General features: G+C 71.1%; 23 protein-coding genes. 11 read left to right on the forward strand and 12 right to left on the reverse strand.

Annotated features, from left to right (window positions below; genetic code table 11):
- The 4 genes from ribD to rpiB form a co-directional block, all read right to left on the reverse strand.
- On the reverse strand, positions 1-1,095 hold the full coding sequence (ribD, locus tag NBY65_RS03375) for a bifunctional diaminohydroxyphosphoribosylaminopyrimidine deaminase/5-amino-6-(5-phosphoribosylamino)uracil reductase RibD (protein WP_150044849.1): 1,095 nt from the start codon (positions 1,093-1,095) through the stop codon (positions 1-3).
- 8 nt (positions 1,096-1,103) lie between these two features.
- Positions 1,104-1,559: a transcriptional regulator NrdR gene (nrdR, locus tag NBY65_RS03380; protein WP_150044847.1), complete on the reverse strand. Its 456-nt coding sequence runs from the start codon at positions 1,557-1,559 to the stop codon at positions 1,104-1,106.
- A gap of 133 nt (positions 1,560-1,692) precedes the next feature.
- Positions 1,693-2,982 (reverse strand): serine hydroxymethyltransferase, encoded by a 1,290-nt coding sequence (gene glyA / locus NBY65_RS03385; protein WP_150044845.1) that lies wholly within the window; start codon positions 2,980-2,982, stop codon positions 1,693-1,695.
- A 13-nt stretch (positions 2,983-2,995) separates the two neighbouring features.
- Positions 2,996-3,445: a ribose 5-phosphate isomerase B gene (rpiB, locus tag NBY65_RS03390; RefSeq protein WP_150044843.1), complete on the reverse strand. Its 450-nt coding sequence runs from the start codon at positions 3,443-3,445 to the stop codon at positions 2,996-2,998.
- Positions 3,446-3,583: 138 nt separating this feature from the next.
- On the opposite strand from rpiB, the gene NBY65_RS03395 reads away from it, so the two are divergent.
- Entirely contained in the window at positions 3,584-4,498 is a 915-nt protein-coding gene (locus tag NBY65_RS03395) for a ketopantoate reductase family protein (protein WP_203330710.1), read from the forward strand.
- An 11-nt stretch (positions 4,499-4,509) separates the two neighbouring features.
- Here NBY65_RS03395 and NBY65_RS03400 read toward each other — a convergent pair whose 3' ends face one another.
- The 4 genes from NBY65_RS03400 to NBY65_RS03415 all read right to left on the reverse strand — a co-directional run bounded on the left by NBY65_RS03400 (position 4,510) and on the right by NBY65_RS03415 (position 8,065).
- A complete protein-coding gene (locus NBY65_RS03400) occupies positions 4,510-4,731 on the reverse strand; it encodes a hypothetical protein (RefSeq protein ID WP_150044838.1) in 222 nt (73 codons plus the stop codon).
- Complete coding sequence (locus NBY65_RS03405; protein ID WP_150044835.1) at positions 4,731-5,156, reverse strand: hypothetical protein; 426 nt, start codon at positions 5,154-5,156, stop codon at positions 4,731-4,733. The genes NBY65_RS03400 and NBY65_RS03405 overlap by 1 nt, the downstream gene beginning before the upstream one ends.
- A 194-nt stretch (positions 5,157-5,350) precedes the next feature.
- Positions 5,351-6,877, reverse strand: a complete 1,527-nt coding sequence (locus tag NBY65_RS03410; RefSeq protein WP_150044832.1) for a DHA2 family efflux MFS transporter permease subunit — start codon at positions 6,875-6,877, stop codon at positions 5,351-5,353.
- A 3-nt stretch (positions 6,878-6,880) separates the two neighbouring features.
- Positions 6,881-8,065, reverse strand: coding sequence for an HlyD family secretion protein (locus NBY65_RS03415; RefSeq protein ID WP_150044829.1), 1,185 nt, complete (start codon positions 8,063-8,065; stop codon positions 6,881-6,883).
- 135 nt (positions 8,066-8,200) lie between these two features.
- On the opposite strand from NBY65_RS03415, the gene NBY65_RS03420 reads away from it, so the two are divergent.
- Together NBY65_RS03420 and NBY65_RS03425 are read left to right on the forward strand one after the other, a co-directional pair.
- Positions 8,201-8,830 (forward strand): TetR/AcrR family transcriptional regulator, encoded by a 630-nt coding sequence (locus NBY65_RS03420; RefSeq protein ID WP_150044826.1) that lies wholly within the window; start codon positions 8,201-8,203, stop codon positions 8,828-8,830.
- Between the two features lie 32 nt (positions 8,831-8,862).
- Positions 8,863-9,192 (forward strand): DMT family transporter, encoded by a 330-nt coding sequence (locus NBY65_RS03425; RefSeq protein ID WP_150044824.1) that lies wholly within the window; start codon positions 8,863-8,865, stop codon positions 9,190-9,192.
- 17 nt (positions 9,193-9,209) lie between these two features.
- Here the strand turns inward: NBY65_RS03425 and NBY65_RS03430 are convergent, their stop codons facing one another.
- A complete protein-coding gene (locus NBY65_RS03430; RefSeq protein WP_203330709.1) occupies positions 9,210-10,274 on the reverse strand; it encodes a threonine aldolase family protein in 1,065 nt (354 codons plus the stop codon).
- Positions 10,275-10,350: 76 nt separating this feature from the next.
- On the reverse strand, positions 10,351-10,770 hold the full coding sequence (locus tag NBY65_RS03435) for a secondary thiamine-phosphate synthase enzyme YjbQ (RefSeq protein WP_150044821.1): 420 nt from the start codon (positions 10,768-10,770) through the stop codon (positions 10,351-10,353).
- 173 nt (positions 10,771-10,943) lie between these two features.
- Between NBY65_RS03435 and NBY65_RS03440 the strand changes: the two genes are divergently transcribed.
- Positions 10,944-11,681 (forward strand): SDR family NAD(P)-dependent oxidoreductase, encoded by a 738-nt coding sequence (locus tag NBY65_RS03440; RefSeq protein WP_150044819.1) that lies wholly within the window; start codon positions 10,944-10,946, stop codon positions 11,679-11,681.
- On the opposite strand, the gene NBY65_RS03445 is transcribed toward NBY65_RS03440, so the two are convergent.
- Positions 11,633-12,343 carry an endonuclease/exonuclease/phosphatase family protein gene (locus tag NBY65_RS03445; protein WP_239003133.1) on the reverse strand — a complete coding sequence of 237 codons (711 nt, stop codon included), beginning with the start codon at positions 12,341-12,343 and terminating at the stop codon, positions 11,633-11,635. The two genes, NBY65_RS03440 and NBY65_RS03445, sit on opposite strands and share 49 nt — an antisense overlap.
- Positions 12,344-12,360: 17 nt before the next feature.
- The gene (locus NBY65_RS03450) at positions 12,361-14,421 is read right to left on the reverse strand and encodes a VTT domain-containing protein (protein WP_239003127.1); all 2,061 of its coding nucleotides are present in this window, start codon (positions 14,419-14,421) and stop codon (positions 12,361-12,363) included.
- A 334-nt stretch (positions 14,422-14,755) separates the two neighbouring features.
- Between NBY65_RS03450 and NBY65_RS03455 the strand changes: the two genes are divergently transcribed.
- The 7 genes from NBY65_RS03455 to NBY65_RS03485 are packed head-to-tail and all read left to right on the forward strand — an operon-like array spanning position 14,756 to position 21,139.
- The gene (locus NBY65_RS03455) at positions 14,756-15,838 is read left to right on the forward strand and encodes a CgeB family protein (protein WP_150044814.1); all 1,083 of its coding nucleotides are present in this window, start codon (positions 14,756-14,758) and stop codon (positions 15,836-15,838) included.
- Between the two features lie 5 nt (positions 15,839-15,843).
- Positions 15,844-16,638, forward strand: coding sequence for a sugar phosphate nucleotidyltransferase (locus NBY65_RS03460; RefSeq protein ID WP_150044811.1), 795 nt, complete (start codon positions 15,844-15,846; stop codon positions 16,636-16,638).
- Positions 16,635-17,408 (forward strand): TIGR04290 family methyltransferase, encoded by a 774-nt coding sequence (locus NBY65_RS03465; RefSeq protein ID WP_150044808.1) that lies wholly within the window; start codon positions 16,635-16,637, stop codon positions 17,406-17,408. The genes NBY65_RS03460 and NBY65_RS03465 overlap by 4 nt, the downstream gene beginning before the upstream one ends.
- Positions 17,405-18,325 (forward strand): glycoside hydrolase 5 family protein, encoded by a 921-nt coding sequence (locus NBY65_RS03470; protein WP_150044806.1) that lies wholly within the window; start codon positions 17,405-17,407, stop codon positions 18,323-18,325. Before NBY65_RS03465 ends, NBY65_RS03470 begins: the two co-directional genes overlap by 4 nt.
- A complete protein-coding gene (locus NBY65_RS03475) occupies positions 18,322-19,395 on the forward strand; it encodes a glycosyltransferase (protein ID WP_239003125.1) in 1,074 nt (357 codons plus the stop codon). Before NBY65_RS03470 ends, NBY65_RS03475 begins: the two co-directional genes overlap by 4 nt.
- The gene (locus NBY65_RS03480; protein ID WP_150044803.1) at positions 19,392-20,345 is read left to right on the forward strand and encodes a GNAT family N-acetyltransferase; all 954 of its coding nucleotides are present in this window, start codon (positions 19,392-19,394) and stop codon (positions 20,343-20,345) included. The genes NBY65_RS03475 and NBY65_RS03480 overlap by 4 nt, the downstream gene beginning before the upstream one ends.
- Positions 20,342-21,139 carry a class I SAM-dependent methyltransferase gene (locus NBY65_RS03485; protein WP_150044800.1) on the forward strand — a complete coding sequence of 266 codons (798 nt, stop codon included), beginning with the start codon at positions 20,342-20,344 and terminating at the stop codon, positions 21,137-21,139. Before NBY65_RS03480 ends, NBY65_RS03485 begins: the two co-directional genes overlap by 4 nt.
- Positions 21,140-21,185: the final 46 nt, after the last annotated feature.

Consider the following 21,185-nt stretch of genomic DNA (forward strand, 5'->3'; position numbering starts at 1 on the left):
TCAGGCAGCCCTTTTCAATTCGGTCAGCATGTCCTCGCCCACCGGGGTGACCGAGGTACGAACGAAGCGCGGCATCTCGGCCAGCCGCCCGGCCCCGAAGGCGGCCGCGGCCGGCCAACCGTCGCCGCCCATGACCGCGGGGGCATGGAACCAGACGATACGGTCCACCAGATCGGCCCGCAGCAGGGCGGCGGCCAGCTTGGCGCCGCCCTCGACCAGCACGCGGGTCAGCCCGCGCCCGGCCAGCATACGCAACCCGGCCGCCAGGTCGATGCCCGGTGACCCGGCCGGCACCGACAGCACCGCCGCCCCGGCTTCCTCCAGCGCGACCCGCCGCGCGGAATCGGCGCCGGCGCAGCACAGCAGCCAGGTCGGGGCATGCGCCGCCGTCGCCACCAGCCGTGAGGTCAGGCGGGTGCGCAGATGCGTGTCGGCCACCACGCGCACCGGATTGCCCGGCCGGTAGCCGGGCAGGCGGCAGGTCAGGTCCGGGTCGTCGGCCAGCACCGTGCCGACCCCCACCATCACCGCGTCGTGCCGCCCGCGCAGCCCGTGCACCAGGCGGCGCGCCGGCTCGCCGGTGATCCAGCGGCTTTCCCCGGTGCGGGTGGCGATGCGGCCGTCGAGGGTGGAGGCCAGCTTGAGCGTGACCAGCGGCCGGCCCAGGCGCAGGCGGGAGAAGAAGCCGGCATTGATCTCCTCGGCCTCGGCGGCCAGCAGCCCTTCCTCGACCACGATGCCGGCGGCGCGCAGCCGGGCGATGCCGCCACCGTCCACCCGCGGGTCGCAGTCGCGCGCGGCGATCACCACCCGGGCGATGCCGGCGGCGATCAGGGCGTCGGTGCAGGGCGGGGTGCGGCCGTGATGGCAGCAGGGTTCCAGCGTCACGTAGGCGGTGGCGCCGCGCGCGGCCTCGCCGGCCATGGCCAGTGCCTGCGGCTCGGCATGCGGGCGCCCGCCCGGGGCGGTCAGGGCGCGACCGACCACCCGGCCGTCACGTACGATGACGCAACCAACCGCCGGATTCGGCCAGACGGCCCCCAGGCCCCGCCGCGCGAGCGCCAGGGCCGCCCGCATATGTGAAAGATCATCCATCCGTCCGGCTATGTGGGCGCGCCCAGCTCCCCCAGGAAGGTCTCGAAATCCTTGGCCTCCCGGAAATTACGATAGACCGAGGCGAAACGGACATAGGCAACCGGATCGACCTCCTTCAGCGTCTCCATCACCAGCTCACCGATCTGCTTGCTGGTGATGTCGCTGTCGCCGGATGCCTCCAGCTGGCGGACGATGCCGTTGACGATCCGCTCGATCCGCTCCTCCTGCACCGGGCGCTTGCGCAGCGCGATGCGCACCGAGCGGGCGAGCTTGTCGCGGTCGAACGGCACGCGGCGCCCGTCGGTCTTGATCACCGTCAGCTCGCGCAACTGCACCCGCTCGATGGTGGTGAAGCGCTGGCTGCAGGCGGTGCAGAAGCGGCGGCGGCGGATCGCCGACCCGTCATCGGTCGGGCGGCTGTCCTTCACCTGGGTGTCGTCGTGGCCGCAGAAGGGGCAGTGCATGAAACGGGCCTTTACCGTACCGCCCCCGGACGGGCCCTCATCCTCGCGCGGCCCCCTCCCCGGCCCGCCGCGCGGCTCGCCTCGAGCGGGGACGGAAGGCCGCGCGCCGGATGAGAGAGGGCCGGCACTCGCGTTACCGGGTGTAGATCGGGAATCGCTTGCAGAGTGCAAGGATCCGCTCTCCCACCGCCTGCTCGGCCGCGGCGTTGCTGCCGTCATTGGACTTCGACAGCCCGTCCAGCACCTCGCCGATGCAGCGCCCGATTTCCTGGAACTCGGCGACGCCGAAGCCGCGGGTGGTGGCGGCGGGGGTGCCGAGGCGCAGGCCGGAGGTGATCGCCGGCTTCTGCGGATCGAACGGGATGGCGTTCTTGTTGGCGGTGATGTGGGCGCGGTCGAGGCTTGCCTCCGCCGCCTTGCCGGTGACGTTCTTGGGCCGCAGGTCGACCAGCATCAGGTGGGTGTCGGTGCCGCCGGTGACGATGGCCAGCCCCTGGTCCACCAGAGTCGCCGCCAGCGCCTTGGCATTGGCCGCGACGGCGCGCTGGTAGGCGCGGAATTCCTCGGTCAGCGCCTCGCCGAAGGCGGCGGCCTTGGCGGCGATCACGTGCATCAGCGGGCCGCCCTGCAGGCCGGGGAACAGGGCGGAATTGATCTTCTTGCCGAGTTCCAGGTCGTTGGTCAGCACCATGCCGCCGCGCGGGCCGCGCAGGGTCTTGTGGGTGGTGGTGGTGACCACGTGCGCATGCGGCAGCGGGCTCGGGTGCACCCCGGCGGCCACCAGACCGGCGAAATGCGCCATGTCCACCATGAAATAGGCACCGACCTCGTCGGCAATGCGGCGGAAGCGGGCGAAGTCGATCACCCGCGGATAGGCGGAGCCGCCGGCGATGATCAGCTTCGGCTTCTCGGTGCGGGCGAGGCGCTCGACCTCGTCATAGTCGATCAGGCCGTCCTCGCGGCGCACGCCGTACTGGATGGCGCGGAACCACTTGCCCGACAGGTTCGGCGCGGCGCCATGGGTCAGGTGCCCGCCGGCGGCGAGGCTCATGCCCAGGATGGTGTCGCCGGGCTGCACCAGGGCCAGGAACACCGTCTGGTTCGCCTGCGCGCCGGAATGCGGCTGCACATTGGCGAACTCGGCGCCGAACAGGCGTTTCGCGCGGTCAATGGCGAGCTGCTCGGCGACGTCCACCTCGACGCAGCCGCCGTAGTAGCGCCGGCCCGGATAGCCTTCCGCGTACTTATTGGTGAGTACGGAGCCCTGCGCTTCCAGTACGGCGCGGGAGACGATGTTCTCGCTGGCGATCAGCTCGATGCCGTCCTGCTGGCGGTGCAGCTCGCGGCCGATGGCGGCGGCAAGTTCGGGATCGGTTTCGGCGAGCGGGGCATTGAAGAAGCGCTGCAGCGCGGCGTCGGTCATCACGGAATTCCCTTCAGGCCGGGGCGAGCTTGGCCAGGCGTTGGTCGTGGCGGCCGCCCTCGTAGCTGCCGCCGAGGAAGGCGCGCAGGATTTCCAGCGCCATGTCCTCCCCGGTCAGCCTGGCGCCGAGGGCGAGCACGTTGGCGTCGTTATGGGCACGCGACAGCCGCGCCGTCACCGGTTCGGCGGCGAGCACGCAGCGTATCCCGGAATGGCGGTTGGCGGCGATCGACATCCCCACCCCGCTGCCGCAGATCAGCACCCCGAACCGCGCCTGCCCGGCCTGCACGACGCGGCAGACGGCATGGGCGTAATCGGGGTAGTCGACCCGCTCGGGGCTGTCCGGGCCGAGGTCGTGCACCTCGTGGCCGGCCGCGCGCAGGGCGTTGGCGATCACCAGCTTGAGGGCGAACCCGGCATGGTCGCTGCCGAGCGCAATCACGGGCAGGGTTTGTGTGTCCATGGCCGCGGGTGTCTAGCACCCACCGCGCCGGGGGGGAATTGGGCGTGCCGCCCTGCCGGGATCATTCCGGCCATGCGAGTTGGCAATCCCGCGCCCCCGGAGCAGTCTGTACTCCCCCTGGGGGAAGGAGACGGTACGTTGCGTATACTCGTGCTTGGGGCCGGCGGGATCGGCGGCTACTACGGCGGGCGGCTGGCGGCAGCGGGAGGGGATGTGACCTTCCTGGTCCGGCCGCGGCGGGCCGAGCAGTTGATGAAGGACGGGCTGGTCATCCGCAGCCCGCTCGGCGACGCCCAGGTGCCGGTGAAGACCATCCTGCGCGAACACGTCCAGCCCGGCTGGGATGCCATCATCATCGCCTGCAAGTCCTACGACCTTGAAGACGCGATCGAGGCGGTCCGGCCCGCCGCACCGGGGGCGCTGATCGTGCCGCAGCTCAACGGCCTGCGGCACCTCGACACGCTCGACGCCGCCTTCGGCGCCGAGGCCGTCACCGGCGGGGTGGCCCAGATCGCCGTCACCCTCGACGAGGGCGGTGCCATCCGCCATCTCAGCGGCATGCAGGGCTTCGTGATCGGCGCCCGCCACCCCGCCCAGCAACAGCGGGTCGCGGCGCTGCACGCCGAGCTCGAGCGCGGCGGCTTCGGGCCGCGGCTGTCGGACGTGATCATGCAGGACATGTGGGAGAAATTCGCCTTCCTGTGCACGCTCGCCGGCATCTGCTGCCTGATGCGCGCCGGCACCAACGTGATCGCCTGCACCGAGGACGGCGCCGCCCTCACGCTCGAATTGCTGGACACCTGCCTCGCCGTGGCCACCACCGCCGGCTTCCCGCCGCGCGAGCGTTTCCTGGCCGCGACGCGCCGGATGCTGACCGACACCTCGGCACCGTTCGCCGCCTCGATGCTGCGCGACCTGCAGCGCGGTGGGCGGGTGGAGGCCGACCATATCGTCGGCGACATGCTGGCGCGGGCGAAGGCGGCGGGACTGCCGGCGACGCTGCTGCGGGCCGCCTATGCGCATCTGCAGGTCTACGAGGCCCAGCGCGGCTGATCCGGCCGCCCTCACCAGGTGATGCAGCGTCCCGGCCGCGCCCAGCCGCCGCGGCCGCGGGCGAGCATGGCATGGGGACGCTGGCAGACCGGCGCGGCGACGGCACCGGACCTGGATCCGCCATCCCGTCTGGCCTCGTGGCCCGGCGGGATGTCCTGGGCCTGACAGGCGGCCGACTCGCCGATCTCCGGTTGCGCCGCGGCTTCCGCCGGCGTTGCGCGCCTGCCCGGCACTACGCGATCACCACGTGCTGGACCGCCCCCGGCTCGCCATGCAGCAGGCGGGCGAGCGTGCCGTCGATCAGCGTGGTCAGCGGATCCAGGCGCTGCGACCGGTGCAGCTTGAGGCCGACCTCGCGCGCCGGATCGAACCGCTCGGTCGCGAGCGCCACGTCCTGGGTGATGCAGATTACCTCGTGGGCGTCGATGCGGAAGAAGTCGCAGACCAGCCAGTCATTGTCCGGATGGAACCAGCGCCGCACGACATAGACCAGGCTGCCCGGCGGCAAGGCATGGCGCAGCCGCTCGATGGCCTGGCGACGATCATAGGCGTCGGCCGCCGGGGGGCGTTGCTCGGCGGCCACCGGGTCGGCGGGCCGGCGGAACGCGGCCAGCGTGACAACATTGCCGGGCCCGGCGAGAACGACAGAGCTGGTCATTTGGCAAGCCCTCCTGGTCGCCGGCACGCGTGCCACCGCGCCGTGCGGGCAAACCATATCATCGGGCTCACGGGAGCGTGAATATTGAATCAGAAATTTACGATTTCAAAACTATTTTGATATTTATACAGAATCGAAATCGAACATAAATTTCATCACGATCCGGGACATGTTACGGTTCCGGACTTGCCGCGTCAGCTTGCGGGACGCGGCCGTGCCAGCAGCAACGTGAGAGGCACTGCCAGGAAGAAGCAAAGCGCCATCACCAGCAACACATCATTGTATGCAAGCGTCAGCGCTTCCCGTCGCACCAGCAGGGCCAGCTTCTGCAGCGCCGCCCCGTCCCGGGCATGGGCGAAGGTCTGGCTCAGTCCGGCCAGGGCCTGGGTGGCCACCGGCCGCACCCAGCTCACCTGTTCATGCAGGTGCAGCGTGTGCAGCGCCGTGCGCGTGGTGGCCAGCGTGCCGATCATGGCGATGCCGACGGCCCCGCCAAGGTTGCGCATCAGGTTATAGAGCCCGGACGCGTTCTTGAGCGCGGCCGGCGGCAGCGTGCCGAGCGCGAGCGCATTGGTCGGCACGAACAGGAACATCAGCGCGAAGCCGCGCAACGCCTGTGGCCCGAACAATTCCCAGAACGCCGACTGGTTGGTCAGATGCGCCAGCCACCAGAAGGAGGCGCCGCAGGTCGCCAGCCCGAAGGCCAGCATCACCCGCAAATCGAGCACCCGCACCAGCCGCCCGGCCAGCGGCGCGGTCAGGAACTGGGCAACGCCGGTGACGAAGACGGTGGCGCCGATCTGCATGCTGTCGTAGCCGCGCACCCGCCCCAGGAACAGCGGCACCACATAGACCGCTCCATAGAGGCCAATGCCGATCACTGCCGAGAACAGGCAGCCGAAGGCGAAATTGCGGTCGTGGAAGGCGCGCAACTGCACCAGCGGCTCGCGGTGGGTCAGCATGCGGTGGAAGAACAGCACCGCCGCCACCGCGGCGACCACGCTGAAGCCGGTGATCGCGTCGTCCTCGAACCAGTCGTTCCGCTCGCCTTCCTCCAGCACGTATTCGAGGCTGCCGAGGAAAGCCGCCATCAGCGCGAGGCCGGTATAGTCGAAGCGGCGCAGCAGGCCGGGCTCCGGGCGGTCGATGTCGATCAGGGCCCAGACGCCGGCGGCGACGGCCAGCCCGACCGGCAGGTTGATCAGGAACAGCCAGTGCCAGGACATCGCCTGGGTCAACCAGCCGCCGAGCGTGGGACCGATGGTCGGCGCCAGCGTCGCCGTCAGCCCGATCAGCACCGACATCTGCGCCCGCCGTGCCGGCGGGAACATCAGGAAGGCGGTGGCGAACACCGTGGGGATCATGCCACCGCCGAGGAAACCCTGCAGCGCGCGGAAGGCGATCATCGCCTCCAGCGAGGTGGCGGTGGCGCACAGCGCCGAGGCCAGGGTGAAGCCAAGCGCGCTGAGCACGTAGAAGACCCGCGTGGACAGCGCCCGCGAGAGGAACCCCGACAGCGGGATCATCACGATCTCGGCGATCAGGTAGCTGGTCTGCACCCAGGCGGCCTCGTCGGGGCTGGCCGACAGCCCGGCCTGGATCTCGGCGATCGAGGCGCTGACGATCTGGATGTCCAGGATCGCCATGAACATGCCGACGACCATGCACATGAAGCCGAGATTGTCGCGCCAGGTCAGCGCATGCGGCATGCCCGGGGCCATGGGTCAGTCGCCCCGCCGCACCCCCAGCGTCGCGGCGGCGACCCCGATCAGCCCCACCGGGCCGGTGCCGCCGGCGCGCGTGTCCACCTCGGCGGTAACCGACAGCCCCGCGCGCAGCCAGCTCACCCGCTCCGCCTCGCCCGGCGCCAGCACGATCTTCACCGGCACGCGCTGCACCACCTTGGTGAAATTGCCGGTGGCGTTCTCCGGCGGCAGCAGCGAGAACAGCGCCCCGGTCGCGGGGGCGAGGCTGTCCACCCGGCCGGTGACCGCGGCGGCGCTGTCGATGTCCGGCACCAGCCGCACCACCTGCCCGGACCGCATGGCGCGAAGCTGGGTCTCCTTGAAATTGGCGACCACGAACAGCCGCGCCGGCGGCGGCGCCAGGGCGATCAGCAATTGCCCGGGCGCGACATGCTGGCCGAGCTGGGCCGCGCGATTGCCGACCACGCCATCGAAGGGCGCGCGGATCGCGGTGTAGGACAGGTTGTTCTCGGCCAGCCGCAAGGCGGCCTCGGCGCCGACCCGGCGCGCCTCCGCCTGCGTCACCTGCGCCTCGGCCACCGCCAGCGCATGAGTGGCGGCGGCATTCTGCGCCCGCGCCGAAGCCTGCGCCGCCTCGGCCTTGCGCAGGTCGGCGACCGCCTGGTCGTTGGCCTGTCGGGATGTCCATCCCGGCCCGACCAGGGCGGCGGCGCGGTTCGCCTCGGCGGCGGCACGGGTGCGCTCGGCGGTGGCCTGGGCCATCAGCGCCTCGGACTGGGCGATCGCCGCGCGGCTCTGCTCGACCTGCCGGCGGGTGGTGGCGACCGCCGCCACCGCCTCGGCCGCCGTCCCGCGCGCCTGGTCCAGCTTCGCCGCCCAGTCGCGGGGATCGAGCAGCACCAGCGGATCCCCCGCCCGCACCGCCTGGTTGTCGGTCACCGGGATGGCGATGACCTCGCCCTCGATGCGCGAGGACAGCACCGCGATGTCGCCCTGCACATAGGCGTTGTCGGTGGCCTCGATCCAGCGCCCCTCGACCAGCCACCAGCGTCCGGCGAGCCCGGCCGCGACCAGCGCGGCCAGCATCAGGCCACCCCGCAACAGGCGGCGACGCAACCGGGAGGAAGACGGCACGGCAGACGGGACAGCGGCCGCGCTGCGGGCATCCGGCACGGCGGCAGGCTTCTCGGAGACGGCGTTCATGGCGGGATCCCGCGGTGCAGCGGAGCTTCGGAGACTGGCGACACTGACGATGCACCATCGTTCCGTCAAGGGTAAACTGAACCGTTCAGTTCAGTTACTGATTGACCCCCGGACCGGCTCTGGCAGAGTGGGCGCATGGATCGCCCCCCTCCGCCCCCCGAGACCCCTTCCCCCAAGCGCCAGCAGATCGAGCGGGCCGCCGAGGCGTTGTTCCTCGCCCAGGGCTACGGCGCGGTCAGCATGGACCAGATCGCCCGCACCGCCGGCGTTTCCAAGGCGACGCTGTACGCGCATTTCGAATCCAAGGAGCGCCTGTTCGCCAGCATCGTCGCCGAGCGGAAGCGCGAAAGCGCGGTGGAGGAAGCGCTTTTTCCCGACGAGGTCAGCGACCTGCCCGCGGTGCTGCAGGCGATCGGCCAGCGCCTGCTGCGCTTCCTGCTGCAGCCCCCGACCCTGGCGATCTACCGCGTCGCCATCGCCGAGAGCGGCCGCTTCCCCGAGCTTGGCCGGGCGCTGTACGAGGGCGGTCCGCAGCGCTTCTGCCAGCGCTTCGCCGCCTGGCTGGACATGCTGGCGACGCGCGGGATGGTGGCGACGGCGGATCCATTGGTGGCGGCCCACCAGTTCACCGCGCTGCTGCGGGCCGATGTGTTCCTGCGCGCGAGCCTCGCCGTGCCGCCGCTGCCCGACGATGCCGAGATCGACACAACCGTGGCGGCGGCGGTAGAGACCTGGCTGCGCGCCTTCGCCCCACCGGCGCGCTAGGACATCCCCCGCTCCCGAATGGAGACGCAGACATGGCCTGGCTCTGGCTTGCGATCGCGATCGTCTTCGAAGTCATCGCCACCTCCGCCCTGCGCGCGACCGCGGGGTTCACCCGGCTGCTGCCTTCGCTGCTGGTCGTCCTGGGCTATGGCGGCGCCTTCTTCTTCCTGTCCCGCACGCTGGACAGCATTCCCGTCGGCATCGCCTATGCCGTGTGGTCGGGCGCGGGCATCGTGCTGATCTCGGTGATCGCCTGGGCAATGTTCGGCCAGACGCTCGACCGCCCGGCGCTGCTCGGGATGGGGTTGATCGTCGCGGGCGTGCTGACGATCAACCTGTTCTCCACCTCGTCCGCGCACTGATCCCGCGGCCGCCGCGCTCAGGCGAGCGCGGCGCGGATCACCTGCAGGGCCTCGTCGATCTGCGCGCGCGTCACGTCCAGATGCGTGCAGGCGCGGCCCCGATGGGTGCTGCTGATCGAGAAGTTCACCCCGTGCGACCGCACCCGCGCGTACAATTCCGCGGCGGTCAGCCCGGTACCCCGGGTGTCGAAGAACACCAGATTGGTCTCCGGCGCCTCGACGGTCAGGCCGGGAATCTGCGCGAGGCCACGGGCCAGCGCCTTCGCGTTGTCATGGTCCTCGGCCAGGCGGTCGACATGGTGGTCGAGCGCATACAGGCAGGCGGCGGCGCAGATGCCGGCCTGGCGCATCGCCCCGCCCATGCGCTGCTTCCATTTCCAGGCCGCGTCGATGAAGTCGCGGCTGCCGGCCAGCACGGCGCCGAGCGGGGCCCCGAGCCCCTTGGTGAAGTCGAGCCAGACGCTGTCGTAGCCGGCCGCCATCTCCCGCGCCGGAATGCCGGTGGCGACCACCGCGTTCATCAGCCGCGCGCCGTCCATGTGGGTGGCCAGCCCCGCTTCCTGCGCGATCGCGGCAACCTCGTTCAGCACGGCGAGCGGCCAGATCGTGCCGCCGCCGGCATTGGCGGTCTGCTCGACTTCCAGCAATGCCTGCGGCGGGGCGTTGCGGGTGCGCGGCCGCAGCGCCGCCCGCACCGCGGCGGCGTCGAACTGCCCGCCCGGCCCGGGCAGCGGCGTGATCTGCGCCCCCGCCAGCGCGGCCGCACCGCCGCCTTCGCTGGTGAGGATATGGGAGGTTCCGTGCGCGAGGATCTCGTCGCCCGGCCGGCAATGCGTGATGATGGCAATCTGGTTGCACATGGTGCCGCTGGGCAGGAACATCGCCGCTTCCTTGCCCAGCAACGACGCCATGCGCTCGCACAGCGCGTTCACCGTGGGATCGAGGCCGGCCTGCTCGTCGCCGACCTCCGCCTCCACCATCGCCGCCTTCATGGCCGCGGTCGGCCGGGTCTGCGTATCGGAATAAAGATTGATGCGAACCGGCGGCAGGGCAGGATCGGGGTGCAGGGGCGCGTACAGCATGGGGCAACTCACGGCAGTAAAACCATAGCAAAGCAGCAACCGTTGGCAGGCGCCAGACCGGCCGCCCCGGGGCCAGCTATTCGCCGATCAGATGCAACACCACCTCGCGCTGGTGCGGCGTGGTGCGATGTTCCCAGAGATAGACGCCCTGCCACGTGCCAAGCACCAGTTCCCCCTCGACAATGGGAACCGAAAGCTGGGTCTGGGTCAGGGCGGCGCGGATATGGGCCGGCATGTCGTCCGGCCCCTCAACGTCATGCACGTAGCGTCCACGCCCGTCGGGGGCGAGACGGGCGAAGAAGCTTTCGAGATCGGCGCGCACGTCGGGATCGGCATTCTCCTGCACCAGCAGCGAGCAGGAGGTGTGCCGGCACCAGATCGTGAGCAAGCCGGTGGCGATGCCGCGCCCGCCGGCAAAACGGCGCAACGCCGCGGTGATCTCGAAGAAGCCGCGGCCGTGCGTGGCGACGGCGAGGGTTTCCACGACCTGAAGCATGGCGTCTCCCCTGGCGTGCGGCGGCGCTTCCATGACGGGACGCCGACGATGGCGGGCATGTTGCACCCCAACGGGCAGGTTGCGCCATGGCCGCATCTCCCTCCCTCGATCGCGCGGTATCATTCCCCTTCAAGATGCTTGCTCCGCCCGGCGCGGGGGGCGACACTCCCAGTATGGAAACGACACAAACCCTCGTCCTGACCGGCGCCAGTCGAGGCATCGGGCATGCGACGGCCCGCGCCTTCGCCGAGGACGGCTGGCGCGTCATCACCGTCTCCCGCCAACCGTTCTCGCCGCGCTGTCCGTGGGCGGGCGGACCACAGGACCATGTGCAATGCGACCTCGGCGACCCGGTGTCGCTCGGCGTCGGCATCGCCGAGATCCGCTCGCGGCTGACCAACGGGCGGCTGGACGCGCTGGTCAACAACGCCGGCATCTCGCCCAAAGGCCCCGACGGGTCGCGGCTGGGCGTGCTGGATACCGACCTCGCGGGCTGGATCAGCGTTTTCAGCGTCAACATCTTCGCCGTGGCCCTGCTCGCCCGCGGGCTGATCGAACCGCTGTCGGCGGCCCAGGGCACGATCGTGAACGTCACCTCGATCGCCGGATCGCGCGTGCACCCCTATGCCGGCGCGGCCTATGCGTGCTCCAAGGCGGCGCTGCTGACGCTAACGCGCGAGATGGCGGCGGAATTCGCCCCGCGCGGGGTGCGGACCAACGCGATCAGCCCGGGCGAGATCGACACCGCGATTCTCTCGCCGGGCACCGCCGCCTTCGCCGAGCGCGAGGTGCCGATGCGCCGGCTCGGCCGCACCGAGGAAGTGGCGGCGGCCATCCGTTTCCTGTGCGGGCCGCAGGCAAGCTACGTCAACGGGGCGGAACTGCACATCAACGGCGGCCAGCACGTCTGAAGGCGGATCTCGCCGAGCAACGGCAGGTGGTCGGAGGCGCCGGCGGCGCCACGGTCGACCTGCCAGCCCGCGAGCAGCCCGGCGGGACGGGCGAAGATGCGATCGAGCGGCAGGATCGGGAAGGCGGCAGGGAAGGTGCGCGCCCGCGTCCATGCCGGCAGCACCCGGCGCAGCCGGCGCCAGACCGGGCCGCGCCCGATCCAGTCATTGAGATCACCCAGCAGCAGCAACGGATCCGGCGTCGCCGCCGCCAGCCGCGCGAGCATGTCGCCCTGGCATCGCCGCTCCGCCGCGGCGAGGCCGAGATGGGTCGACAGCACGTGCAGCGGCCCGACCGGCGTCGCGATCCGGGCCGCGAGCACGCAGCGCGGCTCCCGCCCCGGCACCGACAGGTCATGGATCCGCGTGTCGTGGATCGGCCAGCGGCTGGCCAGGAGATGGCCATAGCCGCCCGTCCCTTCCCACATGGTCACGGCGGTGGCGGCATGGCGGCCGCAGGCCTCGCACAGCGTGGCAAAGACACCGGGACGCGCACGCCCTTCGACTTCCTGCAAGGCGACGATCTCGGAGTCATGGTGCCGGACGGTGGCGATGATCCGCTCCAGGTCGAACCGGTCGTCGAGCCCGACGCCGCCATGGATGTTCCAGGTCAGGACGCGCACCGTCCCTGGGTCCCGCGTCACACCTTCCGCCGCAGCCGGCCGAGCAGGCGCTGCAGCCCCCAGGACAGCCCGCCCCAGGTCCCCAGCAGGAGCAGGAAGATGCCGATGTCGCCCGCGCCGGGATCGGTGACGATGCGGGTCAGGCGGTCGCCGAGCAAGGACATCAGCAGGATGCCGGGCAGCAGACCGAGCGCGGTGCCGAGCATGTAGTCGATGAAGGGCACGCGGATGGCGCCGGCCGCCAGGTTGACCAGCGTGAACGGCGCCACCGGCAGCAGCCGCACCATGGTCACCGCCACCACACCGTTGCTGTCGATGCGGCGAATGACACGATTGATGCGCGGCCCGAGGACGCCGCGCAGCAGCGACGGGCCGAGACGACGGCCGGCGATGTAGGTGGCGGCGGCGCTGACCAGCCCGCCCGCCGCCGCATAGGCCAATCCGGGCCAGGCGCCGAAGGCCGCGGCGGTGCCAAGGATCAGCACGTTGAGCGGGAAGAACAGGAAGCCGAGCAACAGGAAGGCGATGAGCGCCAGCCCCGCCCCCCAGGCCCCGTCGGCCCGCAGCAGCAGGTCGCGCACCGAGTCGGGCTGCAGCAGGTCCCGCAGCGGGGTGAAGCGCCAGGCCGCCAGCAACAGTCCCGTCGCCAGCAGCAGCAGGACGGCGCGCAACCAGGGGCGGTGCGAACCGGGCGGCTCGGCAGTGATGTCGGCCAGCAGATCCGAGGACGCGATGGGGCGGCCAGGATCGGCTACCGCCTCGATGGCGGGAAAGGTCTCGGCAGGATCCAGCTCTCCGTCCTCGATCGGGCGCAGGCAGCGGGCGCGGTCTCGGTTGATCGCGTCGAGCCCGCCGAACAGCGATCCCGCGCGGACGATCGCGGCGGCGACGGCCGCTTCGGTGCTGCCGCAATGCTCGGCGAGCAGGCGGTTGCGCACGCCGATGACGGCGGCCCGCCCGGCATCGCCGCATGCCTCGATGACGAGGTCGCACTCGGTGTCGGTGCCCATCGAACGGTTGTTGAGATTGGCCGAGCCGACACGCAGCAGGCGATCATCCACCACCATCAGCTTGGCATGCACCATCACCTCGGCCGTGCCGCCGCGGCCCTGCACCTGCGGATGCACCAGCCGCACCCGGTCTTCGTGCATCCCGCCCTGGCGCAGCATCCGCATGAAGCGGATGCGGCCGGCGAGCATGGTGCGGTGTTCGAGCCAGGTATGGTGCGTCCGCGGCGCGACGATCAGCACCTGCAGCGCGGGGCACTCGCGCAGGCGCTGCAGCAGGGCCTGGGCGAAGCGGCCGCTGGTGAGGAACTGGTTCTCGACATAGATCGCGCGTTCGGCAACGGCGACCATGTCGGCGAACAGCGCCTGCACTTCGCGGATCCCGGGCCGGTCGCGATGCGCCGGGCCGGTGCGGGCGATGCCGAGCGTGACATGCTCGAACTGCGCGGCGACACAGACGGGCCAGAGCCGGCCCTGCGCTTCGGGCGCCACCACCGGCGGCAGGGTCTCGCAGGCGGCCTGGGCCCAGCGCTCGCGGGCAAGGTCGGCCAGCGCCGCGGCGGCGGGTCCGTCCACCATCATCTGGATGTCATGGAATGGATTGTAGGGCCTGCCCGCGGGATCGACGCGATGCGGATTCCACGGCGCGTGCGCCGGCGTGTCCCAGCGCCGGATGGTCAGGTCGAGCCCGCCGCAGAAGGCGAGCGCGTCGTCGATCACCACCAGCTTCTGATGATGCGAGGCCCCGGGCGGGGCGGTGTCGTCGAGGCAGAGCTCGACCTGCGGGGGAGTCCGCCAGTGCAGCGCGAGCGCCGGCATCGTCTCCCGCTCGAGCGTGTAGAGCATGGCGAAGTCCCACAGCAGCAGCCTGATCGACAGTTCCGGCCGGGCCGCGGCGAGGCCGGCGAGAAAGGCCCCGAGCGTCTCGGGCAGCCCGTCCTCTGCCCGCCCCGCGGGACCGACCAACCGGGTGCGGCTGTCGATGTCCCAGCCAATGATGACGATGCTGTGCCGGGCGGCGCGCAGCGCGGCGCGCAACGCCGCGTAATAGGCGGCGGCGTCCACCAGCACTGCGGCCCGCCGGGCCTCGGCAATGCGCCAGACATTGCGGCCGGGAACCAGAACCGGTGACGGGGCTGCATGCCGAGGCGAAGGCGCCGACAGGGCGAGGTCGCTCAGGGCTTCCCCCCGTGCGGCGTGTTGTCGTCGCGATTCCGTGCCAACGCCATGGCGTCGTTCCCCTTTTGCGCTTTGTCGCAGCAGCGAACGCAAACAGGTCGGGGAGTGTTCCGGGACACCGTGGGTGACGCCCTGCAACCGCGGCCACGCTCGGCCGTTGCCATGGCCGCCCGCGCCGTCCTGGCGGCGGGGCCGGCGGAGGAGAGGACACGCGGATGGGCGCAGGATGAAGCTGGTCATCTTCGGCCTGTCCGTCAGTTCCTCCTGGGGCAACGGCCATGCCGCGTTGTGGCGCGGACTGATCGGCGCGCTGCTGCGCGACGGACACCGGGTCGTGTTCTTCGAACGCGACGAGCCCTGGTATCGCTACAACCGCGACCTGCACGAACTGCCCGAAGGCGGCAGGCTGGTTTTGTACCGGCACTGGCAGGAAGTGGCCGGGCCGGCGCAGGCCGCGCTCGACGACGCCGATGCCGGCATGGTGACCTCCTACTGCCCGGACGGAGTGGCGGCCGCGCATCTGCTCTTGGACAGCCGCGCACGGGTGCGCTGCTTCTACGACCTCGATACGCCGGTGACGCTGGCGCAACTGGAAGCCGGCCAGACCGTTCCCTATCTGCTTCCGGAGGGGCTCGGCGGCTTCGACCTGGTGCTGAGCTTCACCGGCGGGCAGGCACTCGACGAGATACGGATACGCCTGGGGGGAAGGCACGTGGCGCCGCTGTACGGGTCGGTCGATCCCGACCTGCACCGGCCGGCGGCGCCACGGCCACAATACCAGGCGGTGCTCTCCTGGCTCGGCACCTACGCCGAGGACCGGCAGGCAGCACTGGACGCGCTGTTCCTGCAGCCCGCGCGACGACGACCCGGGGATCGCTTCGTGTTGGCGGGCGCGCAGTACCCGGACGGTTTTCCCTGGACGGCCAACCTCTATTACGTGCGGCATCTGCCGCCATCAGAGCACGCGGCCTTCTACGCCTCGGCGCGGCTGACCCTGAACGTGACGCGCGGGGCGATGGCACGCATGGGATTCTGCCCGTCCGGACGGCTGTTCGAGGCCGCCGCCTGCGGCGCGCCGCTGCTCACCGATTCCTGGGAAGGGCTCGACCATTTCTTCACCCCGGGCGAGGAAGTCCTCGTGGCCGGCGACACCGCGACGGCGCTCGCGGCACTCGACACGCCGGCGGCGACGCTGGCCGCGATCGCACGACGGGCGCGCGAACGGACATTGGCGCAGCATTCGGCGACGCAGCGGGCCCGCGAACTGGTGGGGCTGCTGGCGCAGGCCGCGGCCCCGGCGGAGGCCTGAACCGGATGTGGGGCATCATCCCGGCCGCCGGGAACGGCACCCGCATCCAGCCTCTGGCTTTCTCGAAGGAATTGCTGCCGGTGGGCAGCCGCATCGATGACCGCGACACCGAACGCCCGCGCGCCATCAGCGAATACCTGGTCGAGCGCATGCTTGCCGCCGGTGCCGGCAAGCTCTGCTTCGTGATCTCGCCCTGGAAATCCGACATCCCCCAATATTTCGGCGGCGCCTATGGCGAGGCGAGCATCGTCTACGCGGTGCAGGACGCGCCGCGCGGCCTCTGCGACGCCATCTTCCGCGCCTTGCCGGTGGTGGCGGCCGACGAGGACGTGGTGATTGGCCTGCCCGACACGATCTGGTTCCCCGAGGACGCGCTGGCGCGCTTGCCGGCCGGGCGCTTCTCCTTCCTGCTGTTCCCGGTGGAGCGGCCCGAGTTGTTCGACGCGGTGGAGACCGACGCCGACGGGCGCGTGCGCGAGGTGGTGGTGAAGTCTCCACGCGCCCGCTCACACTGGATCTGGGGGGCGCTGCGACTGCCGGGGGCCGTGCTGCACGCCCTGCATGCGCTGTGGCAGGCCCGCGGACGCCAGGACGAATATCTCGGCACGCTGGTCAATGCCTGGCTTGCCGCCGGCGGCGAGGCCTTCGGCGTGCGCGCCGGCACCTCCTACGTGGATGTCGGCACGCTGCACGGCTGGAAGACGGCGATGGCACTGCTGGACGGCGGCACGCCGGCCGGGCCGGCCGCCTTCGCGGGCAAGCGCGCCGCTCCGCCCCGGCTGCCGGGGGCCCGGCCATGAACCCCACGCTGGCCTGGACCGAAGCACGCATCCGCGCCCGCGTGCGCGAACTCGGCCCCTGGTTCCACAACATGGAGCTGGGCGGCGTGCGCACGGCGCCGGAGCATTTCCTCGGCGACTATCCGAACGTCAAATGGCAGCGCTTCGCACCGGCATTGCCGCTGGACCTGAGCGGGCTGAGCGTGCTCGACATCGGCTGCAACGCCGGATTCTACAGCCTGGAAATGAAACGTCGCGGCGCGGCGCGGGTGCTCGGCATCGACAGCGATCCCGATTACCTGGCGCAGGCGCGCTTCGCCGCCGAGGTCAGCGGGCTCGCCGTCGAATACAGGCAGCTTTCGGTCTACGACGTGGGAGCGCTGCGCGAACGCTTCGACATCGTGCTGTTCATCGGGGTGCTGTACCACCTGCGCCACCCGCTGCTGGCGCTCGACCTGATCCACGCCCATGTCGCCCGCGACCTGCTGGTGTTCCAGTCGATGCAGCGCGGCAGCGCCGCCGCGCATGATCCGGGCGCCGACCACGACTTCACGGAAACCGAGATCTTCGACGATTCTGCCTGGCCCCGGCTGCATTTCGTCGAGCACAGCTACGCCCATGATCCCACCAACTGGTGGGTGCCGAACCGCGCCTGTTCCGAGGCGATGCTGCGCAGCGCCGGCTTCATCATCGAACGCCACCCCGAGGACGAGGTGTTCATCTGCCGCCGGGTGGCACGCGACGCGGGCGAATGGGGGGCGGTCTATCCGGCGCGCGGGGAAGAACGATGATCGAAGCGGCGATGATCTGGAACGAGCCCAACAACAAATCCCACTGGGATTTCGAGAACGATCCGGACTGGGGCTGCTTCGCGCGCATGGCAATCCTGGCCGCCCAGGCCATCGCCGCCGAGGCCCCGGGCCTGCCGCGCGTGCTCGGCGGCATCTCGCCGATCGATCCGGCGTTCATCCGGCTGATGGACCGGCAGGGCGTGCTCTCCCACATGGATGCGGTCGCCGTGCACGGGTTTCCGCTCGACTGGAATCACTGGCTGATTCATGACTGGCCGGCGAAGCTCGACGAGATCCGCGCGGTGACCGCGCTGCCGATCTGGGTTTCCGAAGTCGGCGTCTCGACCTTTGGCGCCGAGGAAGTGCAGGACTGGGGGTTGCGCCGCAGCTTCGAGCTGCTGCGCGGACGGGCCCCGCGGATCCATTGGTACAGCCTGTTCGACCTGCCCGCCGCCTGGCCGGCGACGACACGCCACAAGGAAGCCGAAGGCAGCTCCTACTACCGGCATTTCCACATGGGGCTGTTCGACGAACACAACCGTCCGAAGCTGGCGGCCCGCAGCTTCGCCGACTGTACCCCGGCGTTCGGCCTCTGCCAGTGGTTCCATTTCGAGGACCCGCGGCTGGACGCGGCCATCGCGCGGATGCGCGAGCTGGGCGTCACCACGCTGCGCACGGGCCTGTCCTGGGCGGACTGGCTGCGGCCGAATGCCGAGGCCTGGTTCGACCGACAGATGCGCGCCCTGGAGGAATTCGACGTGACCCTGACCTTCTGCTTCACGCCCGAGGAAGAAGGCGTCTGGCCGCACTACACCGCCGTGCCGAAGGCGCCCGAACGTTTCGCCGAGTTCTGCGCGGCGATGATCCGCCGCTATGCACCGGGGCGAGCCCCGGCCGACATATTGGTGATGGAGTGACGCAAGCAACAGAAGAGGCGCGACCGATCCGTTCGCCGGCGCGCATGACGATCGTCAGCGTGGCCTACCCGCTCGCACCGGTCGGACCCGATGCGGTCGGAGGCGTGGAACAGGTACTCCACACCCTCGACCGCGCCCTGGTGGCGGCGGGGCACCGCTCGATCGTGATCGCACGCGCGGATTCCCGGATCGCGGGAGAACTGGTGCCGATCCCGGTCATGCCGGTGGATGAGGATTGCCGCGGCGCCGTGCACGCGACGGTGCGCGAGGCCCTCGCCGGCGTGATGGCGCAGGCCGATGTCGTGCACATGCACGGGATCGACTTCGCCGCCACCCTGCCGCCGCCGGGACCACCCGTGCTGGCGACACTGCACCTGCCGCCATCCTGGTACCCACCGGCAGCCCTGGCACCGACACGGCCCGACACCTGGCTCAACTGCGTCTCCCTCTCGCAGCAGGAAACCTGCCCGCCCGGCGCGCCGCTGCTGGCGCCGGTGCCGAACGGCGTCGACGTGGCGACGCTGGGCGCGACCCGCCACGCGCGGCGGGGCTTCGCGCTGATGCTGGGCCGGATCTGCCCGGAAAAAGGCCAGCATCTGGCGCTGGCGGCAGCGCATGTCGCGGGCGTGCCGTTGCTGGTGGCGGGAACGGCCTTTCCCTATCCGTCCCATCTCGACTACCTCAACCAGCGGGTGCGCCCCTTGCTGGATCGGTGCCGGCGCTGGATCGGGCCACTTGGGATCGCGCGCAAGCGGCGATTGCTTGCCGCCGCGCACTGCGTGCTGCTGCCGAGCCTCGCCCCCGAAACCAGCTCGCTGGTGGCGATGGAAGCGGCAGCCTGCGGCACGCCCGTGGTGGCCTTCCCGGCCGGAGCGATCCCCGACATCGTCGAGCACAGCCGCACCGGATTCCTGGTGCGCGACGCCGCGGAGATGGCCGCCGCCATTTCCCGCGCCGGCGACATCGACCCGGAAGCCTGCCGTGCCGTGGCGCGCGCGCGGTTCGGCATGGACCGGATGGTGGCGGGATACCTCGCGCATTACCGCCAGCTCGCCACGATCCCGGCGTGACCTGCCGCCGGCACGGCGCGGCCACGCTCTCCACCGAATGCCTGGACGACCCCGCCGCGCTCGGCGAACCCTGGCAGCATCTGTGGCGGCGGGTGCGTGCGCCGTTCGCGGCTCCTGCCTGGGTGCTGGCGTGGTGGCGTTGGTTCGGCACCACGCGCGCCCGGGTGGCGGTGCTGCGGGACGGGACGGACCTGCTCGGTGTGCTGCCGCTCTACGAATTGCCGGAGGCGGGCAAGATCCTGCCGATCGGGGCGGGGCTTGCGGATTTCCAGGACGCCCTGCTCGCCCCCGAGGCCCCGGCCGACGCGGCGGAGCGGCTGTTGCGCACCGCCCTCGCCGGTGCCTCCCTGCCCTGCCATCTCTGCGACCTGCCGCCCGGCGCGGCGCTGCGCGACGCGGCGCCGCCGGAGGGCTGGCGGACGGACCTGCGCAAGAGCGATCCCTGCCCGCTGCTGCGCCTGCCCGCCGACGTGCCGCCGGGCCAGCAGCGCAAATTGCGGATGGCGCGGCACCGTGCCGCACGGGCGGGCGGCTGGTCGATGGAGGAAGCGGATGCCACGGGGCTCAAGATGCTGCTGTGGCTGCACGCCGCCCGCTGGTGCGATGGTGGCGTGCTGGCCGACGCGCGCGTCCACGGTTTCCTGCAGGACGCCGCGCCAGCACTGATACGGGAGGGCGCGGCGCGACTGTTCCTGCTGCGGCTTGGCGGCGCGCCGGCCGCCGCCTGCCTAGCCCTGGTCGCCCCCGGGCAGTTGCTGCTCTACATGCAGGGCTACGATCCCACCTACCGCTTCGAGAGCCCGGGCACCTTGCTGCTCGGGGCCATCCTGGAGCACGCGACCGCTGCCGGCCTGCGCGAGCTGCATCTGCTGCGCGGCGACGAAGCCTATAAGCGGAGCTGGGGTGCGGTGCCGGTGCGCAACGCACTCCGCGTGCTGACACCGCCATGACGGCGCTGGACGCATGGCGCGCCGGTCGGATCTCCGCCGAAGTCGCGGTGGCGCGACTGGTGCTGGCGGGCGAGCAGGACGCGATCGCCGCCGTACCGGAGTTGGCCAGTGTGGCGAAGCGGCACGGGCTGGCGGCGTTGCAGGCGGTCCGGACGGCGGTGAACCACGCCATGCCGGCCACGCCGGCCGCGATCGGGCGCATGTTCGATGCGGCGGTGGCAGCGAGCCCGGAGGCGAGCGTCGCCGCCTGCTCGCTCGGCGACGCCACGCTGCTGGCGCGGGCGAGCGCGGAACTGCGCTCCTGGCTGTGCCATGAGGACCTGCTGCAGCCAGGGGCCACGGTGCTGGATCTGGGCTGCGGCATCGGCCGTATGACGGCAACACTCGCACCGGTCGCGACATCGGTACTGGGGCTGGACGTCTCTCCCGGCATGATCGCGACGGCACGGCAGCGCTGCACCGTGGCCAATGCACGCTTCGCGCTGACCGATGGCACGGGACTGGGAGAGTTGCCCGATGCCGGCTTCGATCTTGTGCTCGCAGCCGACAGCTTCCCCTATCTGGTGCAGGCGGGGGTGGCGGAGCGGCACGTCATCGACGCCGCGCGGGTGCTGCGGCCGGGCGGAGCGCTGGTGGTGCTGAACTGGTCCTATCGCAGTCTCGATCAGGATCGCGCCGAAGCCGACACATGGGCGGCACGCCATGGCTTCGCGCTGCGCGCCGCCGGCACGGCCCCGTTCAGCCTGTGGGATGGCACGGCCTTCGTCCTGATCGCAGCGCGCCGTTCCTGCTGACATCAGGCCGAACCCGCGCCGTGCCCGGGGCCAACGATCCCTGGAC

It is taken from the genome of Rhodovastum atsumiense, assembly GCF_937425535.1.
GTDB lineage: Bacteria > Pseudomonadota > Alphaproteobacteria > Acetobacterales > Acetobacteraceae > Rhodovastum > Rhodovastum atsumiense.

Coding starts and splice junctions, on each gene's coding strand:
- ribD (WP_150044849.1), bottom strand. CDS start 1,095: ATGGATGATCTTTCACATATGCGGGCGGCCCTGGCGCTCGCGCGGCGG.
- nrdR (WP_150044847.1), bottom strand. CDS start 1,559: ATGCACTGCCCCTTCTGCGGCCACGACGACACCCAGGTGAAGGACAGC.
- glyA (WP_150044845.1), bottom strand. CDS start 2,982: ATGACCGACGCCGCGCTGCAGCGCTTCTTCAATGCCCCGCTCGCCGAA.
- rpiB (WP_150044843.1), bottom strand. CDS start 3,445: ATGGACACACAAACCCTGCCCGTGATTGCGCTCGGCAGCGACCATGCC.
- NBY65_RS03405 (WP_150044835.1), bottom strand. CDS start 5,156: ATGACCAGCTCTGTCGTTCTCGCCGGGCCCGGCAATGTTGTCACGCTG.
- NBY65_RS03410 (WP_150044832.1), bottom strand. CDS start 6,877: ATGGCCCCGGGCATGCCGCATGCGCTGACCTGGCGCGACAATCTCGGC.
- NBY65_RS03415 (WP_150044829.1), bottom strand. CDS start 8,065: ATGAACGCCGTCTCCGAGAAGCCTGCCGCCGTGCCGGATGCCCGCAGC.
- NBY65_RS03420 (WP_150044826.1), top strand. CDS start 8,201: ATGGATCGCCCCCCTCCGCCCCCCGAGACCCCTTCCCCCAAGCGCCAG.
- NBY65_RS03425 (WP_150044824.1), top strand. CDS start 8,863: ATGGCCTGGCTCTGGCTTGCGATCGCGATCGTCTTCGAAGTCATCGCC.
- NBY65_RS03430 (WP_203330709.1), bottom strand. CDS start 10,274: ATGCTGTACGCGCCCCTGCACCCCGATCCTGCCCTGCCGCCGGTTCGC.
- NBY65_RS03435 (WP_150044821.1), bottom strand. CDS start 10,770: ATGCTTCAGGTCGTGGAAACCCTCGCCGTCGCCACGCACGGCCGCGGC.
- NBY65_RS03440 (WP_150044819.1), top strand. CDS start 10,944: ATGGAAACGACACAAACCCTCGTCCTGACCGGCGCCAGTCGAGGCATC.
- NBY65_RS03455 (WP_150044814.1), top strand. CDS start 14,756: ATGAAGCTGGTCATCTTCGGCCTGTCCGTCAGTTCCTCCTGGGGCAAC.
- NBY65_RS03460 (WP_150044811.1), top strand. CDS start 15,844: ATGTGGGGCATCATCCCGGCCGCCGGGAACGGCACCCGCATCCAGCCT.
- NBY65_RS03465 (WP_150044808.1), top strand. CDS start 16,635: ATGAACCCCACGCTGGCCTGGACCGAAGCACGCATCCGCGCCCGCGTG.
- NBY65_RS03470 (WP_150044806.1), top strand. CDS start 17,405: ATGATCGAAGCGGCGATGATCTGGAACGAGCCCAACAACAAATCCCAC.
- NBY65_RS03485 (WP_150044800.1), top strand. CDS start 20,342: ATGACGGCGCTGGACGCATGGCGCGCCGGTCGGATCTCCGCCGAAGTC.